This is a genomic window from Bradyrhizobium sp. USDA 4506, assembly GCF_054058795.1.
Genome location: NZ_JBSSBM010000002.1, coordinates 3,754,390 through 3,770,801 on the forward strand (window position 1 = coordinate 3,754,390; position 16,412 = coordinate 3,770,801).

The 16,412-nt window shown below is 64.3% G+C and carries 17 protein-coding genes; 9 read left to right on the top strand and 8 right to left on the bottom strand.

Translation table 11 applies throughout. The features are described from left to right. Positions 1-36: 36 nt before the first annotated feature. Positions 37-741 (bottom strand): glutathione binding-like protein, encoded by a 705-nt coding sequence (locus ACVIHF_RS19995; RefSeq protein ID WP_076830192.1) that lies wholly within the window; start codon positions 739-741, stop codon positions 37-39. A 98-nt stretch (positions 742-839) separates the two neighbouring features. Here ACVIHF_RS19995 and ACVIHF_RS20000 point away from each other — a divergent pair, with 98 nt between their 5' ends. Then, a complete protein-coding gene (locus ACVIHF_RS20000; protein WP_253639494.1) occupies positions 840-1,862 on the top strand; it encodes a methionine synthase in 1,023 nt (340 codons plus the stop codon). 16 nt (positions 1,863-1,878) lie between these two features. On the opposite strand, the gene ACVIHF_RS20005 is transcribed toward ACVIHF_RS20000, so the two are convergent. From ACVIHF_RS20005 to ACVIHF_RS20015, 3 genes are all read right to left on the bottom strand, one after another. Further along, positions 1,879-2,502, bottom strand: coding sequence for a hypothetical protein (locus tag ACVIHF_RS20005; RefSeq protein ID WP_456780299.1), 624 nt, complete (start codon positions 2,500-2,502; stop codon positions 1,879-1,881). A 153-nt stretch (positions 2,503-2,655) separates the two neighbouring features. Next, positions 2,656-3,183, bottom strand: coding sequence for a xanthine phosphoribosyltransferase (gpt, locus tag ACVIHF_RS20010; protein ID WP_057019092.1), 528 nt, complete (start codon positions 3,181-3,183; stop codon positions 2,656-2,658). Between the two features lie 6 nt (positions 3,184-3,189). After that, the gene (locus ACVIHF_RS20015; RefSeq protein WP_028342907.1) at positions 3,190-3,942 is read right to left on the bottom strand and encodes a competence/damage-inducible protein A; all 753 of its coding nucleotides are present in this window, start codon (positions 3,940-3,942) and stop codon (positions 3,190-3,192) included. A gap of 225 nt (positions 3,943-4,167) precedes the next feature. On the opposite strand from ACVIHF_RS20015, the gene ACVIHF_RS20020 reads away from it, so the two are divergent. The 4 genes from ACVIHF_RS20020 (at position 4,168) to ACVIHF_RS20035 (ending at position 8,344) form a co-directional block, all read left to right on the top strand. After that, the gene (locus ACVIHF_RS20020; RefSeq protein ID WP_168856780.1) at positions 4,168-5,586 is read left to right on the top strand and encodes a circularly permuted type 2 ATP-grasp protein; all 1,419 of its coding nucleotides are present in this window, start codon (positions 4,168-4,170) and stop codon (positions 5,584-5,586) included. A gap of 170 nt (positions 5,587-5,756) precedes the next feature. Further along, complete coding sequence (locus ACVIHF_RS20025) at positions 5,757-6,701, top strand: alpha-E domain-containing protein (RefSeq protein WP_016846373.1); 945 nt, start codon at positions 5,757-5,759, stop codon at positions 6,699-6,701. Between the two features lie 187 nt (positions 6,702-6,888). Then, on the top strand, positions 6,889-7,731 hold the full coding sequence (locus tag ACVIHF_RS20030; RefSeq protein ID WP_253607999.1) for a transglutaminase family protein: 843 nt from the start codon (positions 6,889-6,891) through the stop codon (positions 7,729-7,731). A 187-nt stretch (positions 7,732-7,918) separates the two neighbouring features. Further along, on the top strand, positions 7,919-8,344 hold the full coding sequence (locus ACVIHF_RS20035; protein WP_456780298.1) for a carboxymuconolactone decarboxylase family protein: 426 nt from the start codon (positions 7,919-7,921) through the stop codon (positions 8,342-8,344). A 29-nt stretch (positions 8,345-8,373) separates the two neighbouring features. Here ACVIHF_RS20035 and ACVIHF_RS20040 read toward each other — a convergent pair whose 3' ends face one another. From ACVIHF_RS20040 to pdhA, 3 genes are read right to left on the bottom strand one after another with little or no spacing between them, the layout of a single operon-like run. Further along, positions 8,374-9,471, bottom strand: a complete 1,098-nt coding sequence (locus ACVIHF_RS20040; protein ID WP_456780297.1) for a dihydrolipoamide acetyltransferase family protein — start codon at positions 9,469-9,471, stop codon at positions 8,374-8,376. A gap of 20 nt (positions 9,472-9,491) precedes the next feature. Then, positions 9,492-10,472, bottom strand: coding sequence for an alpha-ketoacid dehydrogenase subunit beta (locus ACVIHF_RS20045; RefSeq protein ID WP_456780296.1), 981 nt, complete (start codon positions 10,470-10,472; stop codon positions 9,492-9,494). Further along, entirely contained in the window at positions 10,465-11,562 is a 1,098-nt protein-coding gene (gene pdhA / locus ACVIHF_RS20050) for a pyruvate dehydrogenase (acetyl-transferring) E1 component subunit alpha (RefSeq protein ID WP_176937213.1), read from the bottom strand. The genes ACVIHF_RS20045 and pdhA overlap by 8 nt, the downstream gene beginning before the upstream one ends. Before the next feature lie 170 nt (positions 11,563-11,732). Between pdhA and ACVIHF_RS20055 the strand changes: the two genes are divergently transcribed. After that, the gene (locus ACVIHF_RS20055; RefSeq protein WP_253607995.1) at positions 11,733-11,951 is read left to right on the top strand and encodes a hypothetical protein; all 219 of its coding nucleotides are present in this window, start codon (positions 11,733-11,735) and stop codon (positions 11,949-11,951) included. Between the two features lie 341 nt (positions 11,952-12,292). Then, entirely contained in the window at positions 12,293-12,586 is a 294-nt protein-coding gene (locus ACVIHF_RS20060; RefSeq protein WP_026192964.1) for a GYD domain-containing protein, read from the top strand. 188 nt (positions 12,587-12,774) lie between these two features. On the opposite strand, the gene ACVIHF_RS20065 is transcribed toward ACVIHF_RS20060, so the two are convergent. Beyond that, positions 12,775-14,385: an ABC transporter substrate-binding protein gene (locus tag ACVIHF_RS20065; protein ID WP_456780295.1), complete on the bottom strand. Its 1,611-nt coding sequence runs from the start codon at positions 14,383-14,385 to the stop codon at positions 12,775-12,777. A 298-nt stretch (positions 14,386-14,683) separates the two neighbouring features. On the opposite strand from ACVIHF_RS20065, the gene ACVIHF_RS20070 reads away from it, so the two are divergent. Next, a complete protein-coding gene (locus ACVIHF_RS20070; RefSeq protein WP_456780294.1) occupies positions 14,684-15,445 on the top strand; it encodes a peptidase in 762 nt (253 codons plus the stop codon). Between the two features lie 12 nt (positions 15,446-15,457). Further along, positions 15,458-16,219, top strand: a complete 762-nt coding sequence (locus tag ACVIHF_RS20075; RefSeq protein ID WP_016846385.1) for an SDR family oxidoreductase — start codon at positions 15,458-15,460, stop codon at positions 16,217-16,219. The last annotated feature ends 193 nt before the right edge of the window (positions 16,220-16,412 follow it).

Here is a 16,412-nt window from a genome sequence, read left to right on the forward strand (position 1 = left end):
GGCTCGCGACTGTGTCGCGCCGCGGAATAACGGGCATCATTTCTTCTCGACCAATTCCTTCGCACGCTGGCCGAACATGTTCTTGCGTGATTCCTCGTCAAACGGCTCCTTGACGAATTTTCCGATCGCAAGCCCCGCCTGCACCTGCGGGCGGGCGCGCACGGTGGCGTACCAGCGCTTGATGTTCGGGAAATCGTCGAGGGTAAAACCCTGCGCCTTGTGGGTCATGGTCCAGGGGAAGCAGGCGATGTCGGCGATCGAATAGTCGTCGCCGGCGATATAGGCGCCGGTCCTGCCGAGCTGGCGGTCGAGCACACCATAGAGCCGCGCGGTCTCGTCGCGGTAGCGCTCGATCGCGTAGGGAATCTTCTCGGCCGCATAGAGCGCGAAATGGCCGTGCTGGCCGAGCATCGGCCCGAGGCCGCCCATCTGCCACATCACCCATTGGATGACGTTCGACCGCGCACGCAACTCCCGCGACAGGAAACGGCCGGTCTTGTCGGCGAGATAGATCAGGATCGCGCCGGTCTCGAACACCGAGAACGGCCCGCCGCCGTCGGCCGGTTGATGGTCGACGATGGCGGGGATCCGGTTGTTCGGGCTGATCGCCAGGAATTCGGGCCGAAACTGCTCGCCGGCGCGGATGTTCACCGGGATCACCTTGTAGGGCAGCCCCAGTTCCTCCAGCATGATCGAGATCTTCCAGCCGTTCGGCGTCGGCGCGTAGTGCAGATCGATCATCGGCGTTCTATTCCCATCACAAAGACTTTTGTTGTTCTGTACCTCCACCTTAGGACATGGCACACAGGCCCTCAATCAGAACCCAACGGGAGGCACCCATGCTGTTTCCAACGACGATCGCAGGCTCGCTGCCGAAGCCGGAATGGCTGGCGGAGCCGAACATGCTGTGGGCACCCTGGAAGTCGGAGGGCGCCGAGCTCGCCCGCGCCAAGCGCGATGCCACGGTGCTGGCGGTCAAGCTGCAGGAAGATGCCGGCGTCGACATCGTCACCGAGGGCGAGCAGGCGCGCCAGCATTTCGTGCACGGCTTCCTGGAGCGAATCGAGGGCATCGATTTCGCCCACAAGGTCGAGATGGGCATCCGCAAGGACCGCTATAAGGCGATGGTGCCGCAGGTGGTCGCACCGCTGCAGCTCAAGGGACGCGTCCACGAGAGCGAGGCCCGTGCGGCGCGCGCGCACACCAGGAACCGGCTGAAATTCACCATGCCCGGCCCGATGACGATCATCGATACCATCGCCGACAAGTATTACGGCGACCGTGTGAAGATGGCCTTCGCTTTCGCCGAGCTTTTGAATCAGGAGGCGAAGGCGTTGCAGGCCGACGGCGTCGACATGATCCAGTTCGACGAGCCCGCCTTCAACGTCTACATGGACCAAGTGCGCGACTGGGGCATCAAGGCGCTGGAGCGCGCCGCCGAAGGCCTGACCTGCGCCACCGCCGTGCACATCTGTTACGGCTACGGCATCAAGGCCAACACCGACTGGAAGCAGACGCTTGGCGGCGAGTGGCGGCAATACGAGGAGACCTTCCCCGTCATCGACAAGAGCACGATCCAGCAGGTCGCGATCGAATGCCGCAACTCGAAGGTGCCGATCGAACTGCTCGCGGCGCTTCCCGGCAAGATCGTGCAGGCCGGCGTGATCGACGTCGCCAGCGACGAGATCGAGACCGCTGAGGACGTCGTCAAGGTGATCGAGGCGGTCGCGAGGCACGTGCCGAAGGGCAACATCATCGCGACCACCAATTGCGGCATGGCGCCGATGCGGCGGGACATCGCGGAAGCCAAGCTGATCGCGCTGGGCGCCGGTGCCAAGCTGGCTCGGCAGCGGCTGGCGTAAGGATGACGCCGGCCGATCAACCCAGAACGGCCATCGCGCTCGGATGCAACACCGGCCGGTAGCCGGCCTGGAAGGCGCGCAACGTCGATGGCGGCGTCAGCAGCATTGCCGGCTCCGGTACGTCGGCCCGGCCGTAACCGGCAAACGACCAGCGCAACATGGCGCCGTCGGCGACGAGGTAGCTGTCCCCGCTCGCCTGCACCATCGTCCCGTCGGGCAAGTCGCGCAATCGCGTCGGCAGCGGATGCAGCCGCTTCTTGCCGCGGTCGAGCCGCTCGGCATGCAGCACCGCATCCATCGCCTTGGCGCTGAGATCGCTCACGCCGTTGCCCTGCTCCCAGCAGCTGCGAAACCGCTTGGCATCGTCACGGCGGCAGTAGAAGCAGGGCCGGTGTCCGGCCGCAAACGCGGTGGCCTCATCGAGGAAGAACAGCTCGGTCCAGCTCTGACGGCTCATCACCTTGCGCCGCCGTCCCCTGAACTCGCAGACGCAGGTGAGCCAGGCCGGGCTCGACCAGCGCTTGTTCAGAAGCGTGCGCGTCGCCGGATCGTGGATGATGCCGCGATTGCCGGTGAAGGTGCCGCGATGGTCTGAGGCGACGATGTCGCCGGTGGGCGTGACGCGGTTTTGCAGGGGCATGTTTCTTACTTCCCCCTCGCCCCGCTCTTGCGGGGAGAGGGTTGGGGTGAGGGGCTTGTCCGCAAAGATAGTGAGAGATGAACTCGCGGTGACTCCCCCTCACCCGATCGCTCCGCGATCGACCTCTCCCCGCAAGCGGGGCGAGGTGACTCCTCACGCCGCCCCGTCGCGGATCGGCGGCTGGAACGACAGCGCGGTATCCCAGGGAAAGTAGATCCAGGTGTCCTGCGACACCTCGGTGATGTAGGTGTCGACCAGCGGCCGGCCCTTCGGCTTGGCGTACACGGTCGCGAAATGCGCATCGGGCAGCAATTGGCGCACCAGCCTGCCGGTCTTGCCGGTATCGACGAGGTCGTCGACGATCAAGAGCCCCTTGCCGGTGCCGCCGCCGAGCTTGGCAGTCTGCTCCGAAATGCCCTTGAGCACTTTCAGGTCGCCCTGCTTGTCGTGGTCGTAGCTGGCGACGCAGACGGTATCGATCACCCGCAAGCCGAGCTCGCGCGCCACGATCGCTGCGGGCACCAGCCCGCCGCGGGTGATCGCGATCACCGCTTGGAACGGGCCGACCTCATTGAGCCGCCAGGTCAGCGCCCGGCAGTCCCGATGGAATTGATCCCACGAGACCGGAAACGGCCTGCCGGCTCGCTCCTGTGCACTCGGTTCGGAATTTCGTTCAGCCATATCGTCTCAACCCGCCGGCTTCTTCTGCGCGGCCTGCACTTGCTTCAGCATCTCCTTCACCGCGATCATCGCCGCGGCGAGCTTTTCCGGATCGCGCGAGCGGACCACGAGATTGGTGTTCGGCTTCTGGTTCTCGTCCTGGAACGGATAGCTGCCGATGATGGTGTCCGGATTGGCTTCCGCGATCGCCCGCAGCGGGCCGCCGATGTCGCCTTCCCGCGCGTCGGCCCTGACCGAGTCCGACAGCATCCGCACGCCGGATTTCAGCGTCGGCGCCACGATGTCCATCATCGCCTGCATGATGGTGGGGATGCCGGCCATCACGATGACATTGCCGAGCTTGAAGCCCGGCGCCAGGATCGTCGCGCTCTGAATCAGCTCGGCGCCGTCAGGCACCCGGGCCATCCGCAGTCGCGCCTCGTTGAGGTCCTGCTCGCTCCAGCGCTCCCTGAACCGCGCCACCACCTCGGGGTGATGATGGATATCGACCCCGAACGCCTTCGCCACGCTGTCGGCGGTGATGTCGTCATGGGTCGGCCCGATGCCGCCGGTGGTGAACACGTAGGTGTACCTATGCCGCAGCGCATCAAGGGCGGAGACGATGTCGGCCTCGTCATCGGCGACGACGCGGACCTCCTTCAGGTCGATGCCGATGTTGGTCAGGTATTCGGCGATGAAGCCGATGTTCTTGTCCTTGGTCCGGCCGGACAGGATCTCGTCGCCGATCACCAATATCCCCGCCGTGACGATCTCGCTCATGGTCACATTCCCTAACTTGATCCCCTGACATTGCCGATCCAATGCCTTGATGTCACGGGGTTTTGCCGCCGAATTAAGCAGACCTCAGCCGGTTTTTCGGGCAGGCCTTCCACTTCACCCATAGCAAATGCCGCAAGCCAATGCATATCGCGCTGGCCCGCCCCTTGCTACCATCCCATCAAGTCATGCACTGTGTCACATGGCTTGGGAGGGCAGTCGGGCTATATGGCAGTCGCGTTCGATGAGATGAATGGCCTCGGCGAGGATCTCCGCCCGGCCTACCAGGAGCTCTCCCGCTGGCTCAAAGAGACGCCGCCGGATGCGCTCGAATATCGACGCCAGGAAGCGGAGCTCTTGTTCCGCCGGATCGGCATCACCTTCGCGGTCTATGGCGACGCCGAGGCCCAGGAGCGGCTGATCCCCTTCGACGTCATCCCCCGCATCATGTCGGCGACCGAGTGGACGCTGCTGGAGAAGGGCCTCAAGCAGCGCGTGCTCGCGCTCAACATGTTCTTGAAGGACATCTATCACGGCCGCGACATCCTGCGCGCCAACGTCATCCCCGAGGACCTGATCTTCCAGAACCCGGTGTTCCGGCCGGAGATGAACGGCCAGGACGTGCCGCACGACATCTACGTCCACATCGCCGGCATCGACATCATCCGCACCGATCCCGACAATTTCATTGTGCTGGAGGACAATGCGCGCACGCCATCCGGCGTGTCCTACATGCTGGAAAACCGCGAGATCATGATGCGGCTGTTTCCGGACCTGTTCGCGCGGCACCGCGTCGCGCCGGTGGACCGTTATCCGGACGAGCTGCTGTCGGCGCTGCGGTCGGTCGCGCCGCACAGCGCCTCCGCCGAGCCGACAGTCGCGCTGATGACGCCGGGCGTCTACAACTCGGCCTATTACGAGCACTCCTTTCTCGCCGACAAGCTCGGCATCGAGCTGGTCGAGGGGCGCGACCTCATCGTCAAGAACGACGAGGTGTTCATGCGCACCACCGAGGGGCTGAAGCGGGTCGACGTGATCTACCGCCGCGTCGACGACGATTTCCTCGATCCCCTCACCTTCCGGCCGGACTCCGCGCTCGGCGTCCCCGGACTGATGTCGGCCTACGCCGCCGGCAACATCACGCTCGCCAATGCAGTCGGCACCGGCATCGCCGACGACAAGGCGATCTATTCCTACATGCCGGACATCGTAAAATTCTATCTCAGCGAGGAGCCGATCCTGAAGAACGTGCAGACCTGGCGCTGCCGCGAACCGCAGGATCTGTCCTATGTGCTCGACAACCTCGCCGACCTCGTCGTCAAGGAGGTGCACGGCTCGGGCGGCTACGGCATGCTGATCGGCCCCGCCGCCACCAAGGCGACGATCGAGGCGTTCCGCGACAAGCTCAAGCGCGAGCCGGAAGGCTTCATCGCCCAGCCGACGCTGGCGCTGTCGACCTGCCCGACCTGCACCGACAAGGGGCTGGCGCCGCGTCATGTCGACCTCCGCCCGTTCGTGCTGACCGGCTCCAGCCACACCACCATCGTGCCCGGCGGGCTGACCCGCGTCGCGCTGAAGGAAGGCTCGCTCGTCGTCAATTCGAGCCAGGGCGGCGGCACCAAAGACACCTGGATACTGAGTGAGTGATTTGAAGCCAAACGCGCTGCGCGAGCCCTCCCTCCCCCTGCAAGGGGGAGGGTCGGGGTGGGGGTCGGCCGCATACGCCGAATGGAGAGAAAACCCCCACCCGCCGCTGCGCGTCGACTTCCCCCTTTCAGGGGGAGGTGAAACACGTTTCGCCTTGTAGGGACTATCGCATGCTGTCGCGCACCGCCGAAAACCTGTTCTGGCTGGCCCGTTATGTCGAACGCGCCGAATATCTGGCGCGCACCATCGATGCGACGTTGCGCGTCACCGCGCTGCCCGCGGCCTATGTCGGCAAGACCAATGAGTGGGATTCCGCACTGCTCACCGCCGGCGTCGGCGCAAGCTTCTACGATCACTATGAGGAAGCCGACGAGCGGAACGTCATCGAGTATCTCTCCTTCTCGTCGGAAAATCCGTCCTCGATCAAGAACTGCATCGAGGCGGCGCGGCTCAATTCACGCTCGGTACGGACAGCGCTGACGTCGGAGATGTGGGACACCATCAATTCGGCGTGGATCGAGCTGCAGGCGGTCTGGAACAAGGGTCCCGCCAACCGCGAGGAGCTCGCCAAATTCCTGCGCTTCGTGCAGGAGACCTCGCTGCGCTTCGACGGCTCGGCCTACCGAACCATGCTGCGCAACGACGCCTACTGGTTCTCGCGGCTCGGCGTCCATCTCGAGCGCGCCGACAACACGGCGCGGATTCTCGACGTGAAGTATCACATGCTGTTACCCGAGGAGGAGCATGTCGGCGGCCCGCTGGATTACTACCAGTGGACCTCCATTCTGCGCTCGGTGTCGGCAACGACCGCCTATCACTGGGTCTACCGGGAAACCCTGAAGCCCTGGCTGATCGCCGACCTGTTGATCCTCAACGATACGCTGCCGCGCTCGCTTGCCAGCTGCTACAGCAACCTAGTGCGCAACCTCGACCAGATCGGCGTCGCCTATGGCCGCCAGGGCGCCTCGCAACGCCATGCCCGCGGCATCAGGAACCGGCTCGAGCACAGCAACATGGACGATATCTTCCAGCACGGCGTGCACGAATTCATCCAGGAGTTCATCGCGGACAACTCACGGCTGGGTGAGATCATCACCAAGCAATATCTGATCTGACCGGTTTTGAGGCAAAATCTCGTCATGGCCGGGCAAAAGCGCGAAGCGCGTCTTTCGTGACATAGGTGACCCCCGGCCATCGACATCTTGATTTCGCGGCCGATTAGGAAGAAAGACGTGGGTGCCCGGGAAGGGTCCGGGCATGACACTCCTGCCCTGAAAAGACCGATTGAACACCGGTTGAGCCATGCGCCTGCGGATAGCCCACACCACCACCTATCGCTACGAGCCGGCGGCCTCGGGCGTGATCCAGATTCTGCGGATGACGCCCGGCAGCCATGACGGCCAGTATGTCGCGGATTGGCAGATCGACGTCTCGACCGATTCCCGGCTCGACACCCATGAGGACGCCTTCGGCAACGTCACCCATGTGCTGACGCATGGTTCGATCAGTGACCTCACGATCCATTGCGAGGGCCTGATCGAGACCCAGGATACCGGCGGCGTGCTGCGCGGCAGCGACGAGCGGTTTCCGCCGAGCCTGTTCCTGCGTCCCACACCGCTGACCGACCTCAACCCGGCAATGACGGCCGTCGTGCGCGAGCTGCGCGCGGAAGCCGGCGCCGACGTGCTCGGTTTCCTGCACGCGCTGATGGTGCAGATCTACGAGCACATGACCTTCGACGAGGACCCGACCAACAGCGCCACCTCGGCCGCCGAGGCGTTCGCGCTGAAGCGCGGGGTCTGCCAGGACTACGCGCACATCCTGATCGCCTGCGCGCGCGCCGGCGGCGTTCCGGCGCGGTTCGTCTCCGGCCACTTCCTGCGCTCCGATGGCATGGTCAACCAGCAGGCCGGCCATGCCTGGGCCGAGGCCTTCGTGCCCGATCTTGGCTGGATCGGCTTCGACGCCGCCAACGGCATCTGCACCACCGACGCCCATGCCCGCGTCGCGATCGGCCTCGACTATCTCGGCGCCGCCCCGGTCCGCGGCACCCGCTATGGCGGCGGCAACGAGACGCTGACGGTCGCGGTCAAGGTCGACCAGGCCGGCCGTCCAGGACAGTGGCAGAGCCAGACGCAGTCGTAGGGCTGATCCCTCTCCGCGTCCGTCATTGCGAGCCAACGGGTCGCGCGAACGCGCGCCCGATGACAGGCTCCGGGAAGCAATCCATCTGATCGCTTGCGGAGGCATGGATTGCTTCGCCGCTTCGCTCCTCGCAATGTCCGCAGGGGTGCTATGATCGCTGCTTCAAACCACACCAGCGGGACAAGCCATGGCCACCGTAAAACTGCTTTCCGACGACGAGCTCTCGGCGGAAGCACGCGCCGTCTTCGACGACATCCGCAAGGCGCGGAACTCGGACTTCGTCAACAATTTCTGGCGCGCGCTGGCGCATGATCCGAAGACCCTGCGGCGGACCTGGGAGAGCATCAAGGAGGTGATGGCACCCGGCGCGCTCGACCCGAAGGTCAAGGAGATGCTCTACGTCGCCGTCTCGGTGGCCCACGGCTGCAGCTATTGCATTCACTCGCACACCGCGAGCGCCCGCGCCAAGGGCATGACTGACGCCGAATATCAGGAAATGCTGGCAATCGTCGGCATGGCCGCCGAGACCAACCGGCTGGTCACGGCGCTCGGCGTACCGGTCGACGAGGCCTTCCTGGTCGATGCACCTGCGGAACGAAGCCGGGAGCCGTGACGGCCCTGCCTGTCTCGCAATGAGTGATGTCACGAAATGCGCTCAACGTCGGATTTGAGGACAACCAGGAAACGGGCAGCTTCGCCGCCCGTCACCACCCGATGATCGAAGGTCAGCGATAGCGGCAGCGTGCGTCGGACCGCAACCTGCCCCCGAAGCGCGACCACGCGCTCCGAAATCCGCCCGGCGCCGACGATCGCCGTCTGCGGCGGCACGATGATGAGATTAGCAAACCGGCCTCCGATCATTCCGAAGTTCGACAACGTGATCGTCGCACCGCGCAGTTCCTCCGGGGGTATCGCGCGCGCGATTGCGTCGGCTCGCAGACGGTCGAGTCCGGCCCGCAGGTCCGATACACTCCGCTCCGCGACATTGCGCAGCACGGGAACGATCAGGCCGCCGCCGGTGTCGACGGCGATGCCGAGATCGATGCGCTCGATCAGGCGCCGTTCTCCTGTACCGGAATGATACCAGGCATTGAGCGCGGGCTCTGCCTTGCAGGCAGCGGCGATCGCCCGCGCCAGGCGGATTGTCACGTCCTCGCCCTGCCGCCAATCGTCGATGTCGGCCTCATCGGTGACCGTCGCGGGGACGATTTCCGCATGCGCTGCCGTCATGCGTTGGGCCATCGCGCGGCGCAAGCCGCGCAGCGGCTCGGCGGGTCCGCTGTGAGACATCCGCTTCGCCGCCCTCTCAACGTCGGCCCGCGTGATGGTGCCGCCGGGCCCGGTCGCCTCGACGAGATCGAGCGCGACGTCAAGCTTGCGCGCAAGGGCGCGCACTGCCGGAAACACTTGGGCTCCCTGCCCGCTGGGCGGCGAAGCAGTTACTGGCGCCGGCCGCTGCTCGCCGGTGTCGAGTTCGCCCACAATCGTGCCGGTGTCCTGCCCTGCGTCCTCGGCAAACTCGACGAGCGGCGCGCCGACCTTCACGATATCGCCCTTGGCACCGAACAGGCGCGCGATGCGTCCGCTCGACGGCGCCGGTATCTCGACCACCGCCTTGTCGGTCTCGACCGAAACGAGCGGCTGATCGGTTACGACGTGATCGCCCTCGTTGACGTACCAGGTGACGATCTCGGCTTCTTCAAGACCTTCACCAAGGTCTGGCAACGTGAACTGGCGCATGGCACAAGGTCCGTTGGTGTTCAGTTGTACTGATGCGCCTTTCGGGCTGCGGTCACGATGCGTCCGACCGACGGCATGTAGCGTTGCTCGAGGCGGGCCATCGGGACGATCGTGTCGTAGCCGGTGACGCGGGTCACGGGTGCGAGCAGCGAGGATAGTCCGCGCTCGGCGATCATGGCTGCGATCTCCGCGCCAAATCCGCCGGTGTGCGCGGCCTCGTGCACGATGACGCAGCGCCCGGTCTTTGCGACCGACCTGAGCACGGTGTTTTCATCGTAGGGCTTGAGCGTGGCGAGGTCGATAACCTCGGCAGCGATGCTCTCGTCGGCGAGCGCGTCCGCTGCGGCCATCGTTTCCTTCAGCATCGCACCCCAGCTGATCAGCGTGACGTCGCGACCTTCCCTCTCGACAAAGGCGCGATCCATCGGCAAGGCTTCGCCGTTGTCCTCGACCTCGCCTTTCACGGCGCGGTACAACCGCGTCGGCTCCAGGAACACCACCGGATCGGGATCGCGGATCGCGGCGAGGAGAAGTCCATAGGCGCGCTCCGGCGACGAAGGCATCACGACACGCAAGCCCGGAATGTGGGCCAGCATCGCCTCAGTGCTCTCGGAATGATGCTCGGGTGCGCGAATGCCGGCACCATGCGGCGTGCGCAGAACCATCGGACAAGTGAGCCGTCCCTGGGTACGGTTGCGCATCCGTGATGCGTGGTTCACCAGCTGATCGAGACAGGGATAGATAAATCCCATGAACTGGATTTCGCCGACCGGCTTCAGTCCCTGCGCGGCCATGCCGACGCAAAGCCCGCTGATCAGGAGTTCGGCAAGCGGCGTATCGAGGACGCGCTCCGGACCGAAGCGCTCCTGCAAGCCGACGGTCGCGCGGAAGACGCCGCCGTTGACGCCGACATCCTCGCCGAGCACGACCACATCGGGATCATCCGCCATCGCGCGGCCGAGCGCCTGATTGATGGCTTCGACCAACGTGAGTTCAGGCATCGTCCTCTCCCGCGAGTTCGCGACGCTGCGCGGCATACGCCTCGGGCAGATCGGCATAGAGGTTGTCGAACATGGTTTCTGCTCGGCGTGGCGGCGTCTTCAGATAGCGCTCCACCGCCGCCTCGATGCGCTCATGGCACTCGGCGGCAAGCCGCTCCTCATCCGCCTTGGTCCACATCTTCTGACCCACAAGATAGGACCGGAGGCGCGCGATCGGCTCTTCCTTCCAATGCGCCTGGACTTCTTCGGCCGAACGATAGCGCAATGCATCATCTGACGTCGTGTGATCGCCGAGCCGATAGGTGACCGCTTCGATGAAGTGAGGGCCCTTGCCGTCGCGGGCAGCGGCAATGGCCTCCTCGGCCGCTGCACGCATCGCCACCACGTCACTCCCGTCCACCTGCTCGCCGCTGAACCCGGCGCCGATAGCCTTCTGCGCCAGCGTCTCGGAACCCGTCTGCAGACGCAACGGCACCGATATGGCCCATTGATTGTTGGTGGCGACGAACACGAGCGGCAATTTGTGAACGCCGGCGAAATTCATGGCCTCGTAGACATCGCCTTTCGAGGTGGCGCCGTCGCCGAACATGCAGACGGCCACGCGCGGCTCCTTGCGCAACTTCAGGGCGTAGGCAACGCCGGCGGCATGCGGCGCCTGTGATCCGACGGGAACGCAGAACGGGAAATCGTGCACCGGACCGGAGAATTGATTGCCGCGTTCATCGCCGCCCCAGAACAGCAGGATCTCCTCCAGCGCGACGCCACGCCAGAGCAACGCGCCGTTGTCGCGATAGGAGGGCAACAGAACGTCATCCTCCCGCATCGCACTCGCGATGCCGACCGACACCGCCTCCTGGCCGAGCGAAATGGCATAGGTTCCCAGCCGACCGGTGCGCTGCAATGCAACAGCCTTTCGGTCGAACAGACGCAAGAGCACCATCGACCGGTAAAGTTCGACCAGCAGCTTGGCATCGGTGGCGAAGGCAGGAAGCGGCCGCTCTATCGAGCCGTCGGGCGCGAGGTAATTGCGGCGGCGCACCTCAAAGCGCGCAATGACGGGGAGCTCTTCGTTTGCTCTTTTGCTGGCCACGCGCTCATTCCTGGAGCGGTTCTGCCTCCCACATTCAGTTATTTGGTGTTAGGGCCGCGACGATGCAATACCGTGGCAGCATCGCTCTTGGCGCACGCGTCAGCGGCCGGGTCGTGAGGATCGATCGACAGGATCCGTGGAACAGCGCCGCGACTGCGGTATAAGAGAGCATGGCAAATGGTCAGGTTGTCCTCGTAACAACTGCACCGTTGGACGGCGGCCCGCCGGTCCGCTCGGTCTTCTTCGTAGCCGAAGGAGACGCGGCAAAGGCTACGGCGATCATTGCGGACGTGATGGCCCCCAATGAAACGGTCGAAGCGTTGGGGCCGCTTCCCGAAGCGGCTGTGAAGGCGCTCGGGTTGAAACCCGGTGACTACACCCACACCTGACTTGCATCGGATAGCTGTCCGGCGCGCGATGGTCTGCGGCCGCATCCTTGCGCAGAGGGTGTGATCTTGACGCGGCACCCTCGCTTACGCGGTCCCGATCACAACGCGGGGAGCCCTCTTTCTCGAGCAAGGGACATGGCGTAATCTGCAGCGAGCTGCCCTTGGACGGGACGGGCCGACGTCGCCGTTTGAAGTAACGGGCAGCGGTCAGGCCGTCGGCAGGCATCGCAGTCTGAAAGCAGCGCCTGCCTTATGTGGCGCTCCCTCAACTTCAACATGAAGCAGGTTGGCCTGCCGCGCGCGCGGCAGACAAGGGCAGTGCTTAACCCTTGGAGGACGACATGGCGACATTCATATTGAGGATCGACTGGACCGACCAGGGAATTCGTAATGTCAAGGAAGCTCCCAAGCGCAGCCGAGCGGCGAAAGAACTCGCCAAGACTCTCGGTGTCGAAATCAAGGAGGTCTATCTCACCTCCGGCGAGCATGACATCCTTCTCCTCGCCGAAGCACCGCTCGGCGACAACATCACAAAGCTCGCGCTTGCCCTCAGCTCTCTGGGAAACATACGCACTTGCACCTCACGGGCCTGGCCGGAGGCGGAGTGGACCAAGCTGATATCCGAGCTCCCGTAGCTACGTCGGATATCCCGATGGATCTCTGCGCGGCCTGACTGACGGGCGCCGTCGCAGACTTGCCCCGGCGATCGGCGCGGGAGTGCGCGCATGCGCAGGACCAGCCGCGGCTTTGGTCGTGTGAATAAATAAGGATACGAAGCGCACGAGGGCAACGGCACACGTCGTCGCCGGCGGGCCACCACGCGCTACTTATCCAGCCAGACATCCTCGAAGCGCAGATTGTTGTACTGGCTGTTGTCGTGCGGATGGAAATTCTTCACGTAGGGCTGCCAGCAATTGCCGGCCGATGAGTGCAGGATGACCGGCCGCGCGGCGTCGTCGACCAAGAGGTGCTCGATGTCGAATACGATCTTGCGGCGCTTGTCCTTGTCGACCTCGCGCGACTGCGCCGCCAGCAGCTTGTCGACTTCGGCGTTGCAATACTGGGTGTAGTTGCGCTCGGAGTTGCAGGAATAGTTCTCGACCAGATTGCCGTCGGGATCGTCGACGCTGACGCCGGTGACGTTGAGGCCGATGGTGTAGTCCTTGCGCTGCAGCCGCGAGTACCAGCGCGGCGTGTCCAGAATGTCGAGCTCGGCTGTGATGTAGATCTTCTTGAGCTGGTCGCCGAGGATCACCGCCGGGTCGCGATAGGTCGGCAGATTGCGGGTCTGGATCTTGATCGACAGCGGCTTGGCGTCGCTGTAGCCGAGCTTCTGCATGATCGCCTGTGCCTCGGCGAGGTTCTTTCCGGTATCGGGGCCGTATCCCATCAGCGTCGACAGGATCTCCGGCGGCATGCCCCACTCGCCTTCGGGCTTGGCCTGCATCGCGCCGCCAAGCCGCCCGCTGCCCTCGAACAGGATACCGTTGAAGGCCTTGCGATCCAGCGCCAGCGACATCGCCTTACGGATCTCCGGATTGTCGAACGGCGGATTGACGCGGTTGACCAGAAGATTGATCTGCAAATTGGTCGAGGTCATCTCGCAGATCGCGTTCGGCGCCCGCGCCTTGACGTCCTTCATCAGGGGAATGCTGACGTCGGACGGAAAGGTGATGTCGTAGTCGCCGGTCGCGAATGCCAGCATCCGCGTGGCACGGCTGTCGATCGAGCGCACCGTGATCTCGTCGAGATACGGCCGGTCCTTCTTGAAGTAATCGGGGTTACGGACCAGACGGATCGAATCACCGCGCCGGAACTCGACGAACTTGAACGGCCCGGTGCCGACCGGTTTGGTGCGCATCACCTGCTGCGGCACGTGGCAGGGATAGACCACCGAGAAGGCGCTGGCGAGCAGCGCCAAGAGACCGGGCTGCGGCTCGGTCAGCTCGAAAGTGGCCTCATCGTCGCCATTGATGCTGACATCCTTGAGCTTCGAGTACCAGACCTTGCGCGGGTTGCGCTTGAAGTCCTGTGTTTTGACGTCTTGGGTCTCGCTCTTGCCGATCAGCATCCGCCAGGTGCACTGCACGTCCTTGGCCGTGAACGGCTGACCGTCATGCCACTTCACGCCGTGCCGCAGCTTGAAGGTAAGCTTTGTGTTGGTCTGATCCCACGACCAGCTCTCGGCGAGATCGGGGATCACGGTGTCGATGCTTTCGTGCACCTTGGCCGGATCGAACACCACGAGGTTGTTGAAGACGGCCGCGAACGGCATCACCGAGGCGATGGTGGATTCCTCGAGCAGCGAGGTCGAGGGCGGATTGTCGTTGTGATAGAGCCGCAGCGTGCCGCCCTGCTTCTGCGCCGATGCAGGGCTCGCGGCCATCGCCGCGATACCCAATGCCACAATGCACGCGGCCAGTTTGAACGACATTCCCGCCTCCCGAAATTTCTTGTTGTCGTCGGTTGCAGGCAGTCGAGCACAACACCCCGCCCCTCGCAACGACGCGAGGCCAAGATCATTGCCGGCTGCGCGCCACGCAGAGCGAGACCGGAATGCTCGCGACCTCGATGGCCGGAACAGGGCACCCGGACGGACCATCGCCAGGACCGGCGCCCGGCCCACGTGACCGGCCATCGCACGTCCCGTCACGGGGAATTGGGGTTGGATGCATCCTCGAAATTGGCTACTAGTTTCCCGCCGAGAAACTCGGACCGTCTGAGGGCTTTAAATGACCTATTGCTGCGGAATTCTGGTGCGCGACGGGCTCGTCATGATCGCCGATACCCGCACCAATGCCGGCCTCGACAATGTCTCGACCTTCCGCAAGCTGCACATCTTCGAAAAGCCCGGCGAGCGCATCATGGCGATCGCCAGCGCCGGCAATCTGGCGATCAGCCAGTCGGTGCTGTCGACCCTGACCGAGGGTATGGAAAATCCGGACACCGGCGAGCTCGAGACGCTGATGAACGCCCCGACCATGTTCCAGGCGGCGCAGCGGATCGGCCGCGCCATCCGCTCCGTGCACGCCACCGAGGGCGACGCGCTGCGTGCCGAGGATGTCTCCTTCGACGTCTCGTTCCTGTTCGGCGGCCAGATCAAGGGCTCGCGGATGCGCCTGTTCATGGTCTACACCGCCGGCAACTTCATCGAATGCACCACCGACACGCCGTACCTGCAGATCGGCGAGCACAAATACGGCAAGCCGGTGCTCGACCGCGCCATGCATTACGACGTCGAGCTCTACGAGGCGCTGAAGACCGGGCTGATCTCGATGGATTCGACGATGCGCTCCAACCTCGGCGTCGGCCTGCCGATCGACGTGCTGGTGGTGCGCACGGACGCCTGCGAGGCCGATCTCAATCACCGCATCGAGGCCGGCGAGCCCTATTTCCACGACCTGCGCTCGCGCTGGTCGGCGGCGCTCCGTGCGGCGCACCAGAACATTCCACGCCCACCCTACAAGAACGAAACCGAAGCAAAAACCAAGTAAGAGGAAACTCGGATGACTGAGGCAACCAGCAAGATCGCACTCGTGACCGGCGCCGGCACCGGCGTTGGACGCGCCGCGTCGCTCGCTTTGATGGACAAGGGCTACACCGTAGTGCTCGCCGGACGCCGCATGGAGATGCTGGAAGAGACCGCCAAGCTCGGTCCCGCCGGCAAGAGCCTGTGCGTGTCGGCCGACATGGCCAACCCGGCCGCGATCGCGGCGCTGTTCGACAAGGTGAAGGCGACCTATGGCCGGCTCGATGTGCTGTTCAACAATGCCGGCATGGGCGCGCCGCCGGTGAACTTCGAGGATCTGCCGCTCGAGCAATGGCAGGCGGTGGTCAACACCAACCTCACCGCGCCGTTCCTGTGCACCCAGCACGCCTTCCGCATCATGAAGGACCAGAAGCCGCGCGGCGGCCGCATCATCAACAACGGCTCGATCTCGGCGCATGCGCCGCGGCCGTTCTCGGCCGCCTACACCTCGACCAAGCACGCCATCACCGGCCTCACCAAGTCGTCCAACCTCGACGGCCGGATGTATGACATCGCGGTCGGTCAGGTCGATATCGGCAATGCCGCGACCCCGATGACCGACCGCATGGTCAACGGCCCCGGCGTGCTGCAGCCGGACGGCACCACCAAGCACGAGCCGCGCATGGACGCCAAGGCGGTCGGCGATGCCGTTGCCTACATGGCCGGCCTGCCGCTCGACGCCAACGTGCTGTTCATGACTGTGATGGCGACCAAGATGCCGTTCGTCGGCCGGGGCTGATCTGCTCCTTCTCCCTGCTTGCGGCAGGACTATCGCGACGGCCGGCCGGGCTTGTCCCGGCCATGCCGTCGCAGGGGCGCGCCGCCAAAATATCGAAAACAACCCCATGCAAAGGAACCGGCAGCTGCCGGCTTTCGACACGGCAACTTGACACGTCGGGCAAATCAGCGATACTTTTCCATTATTCCGAAAT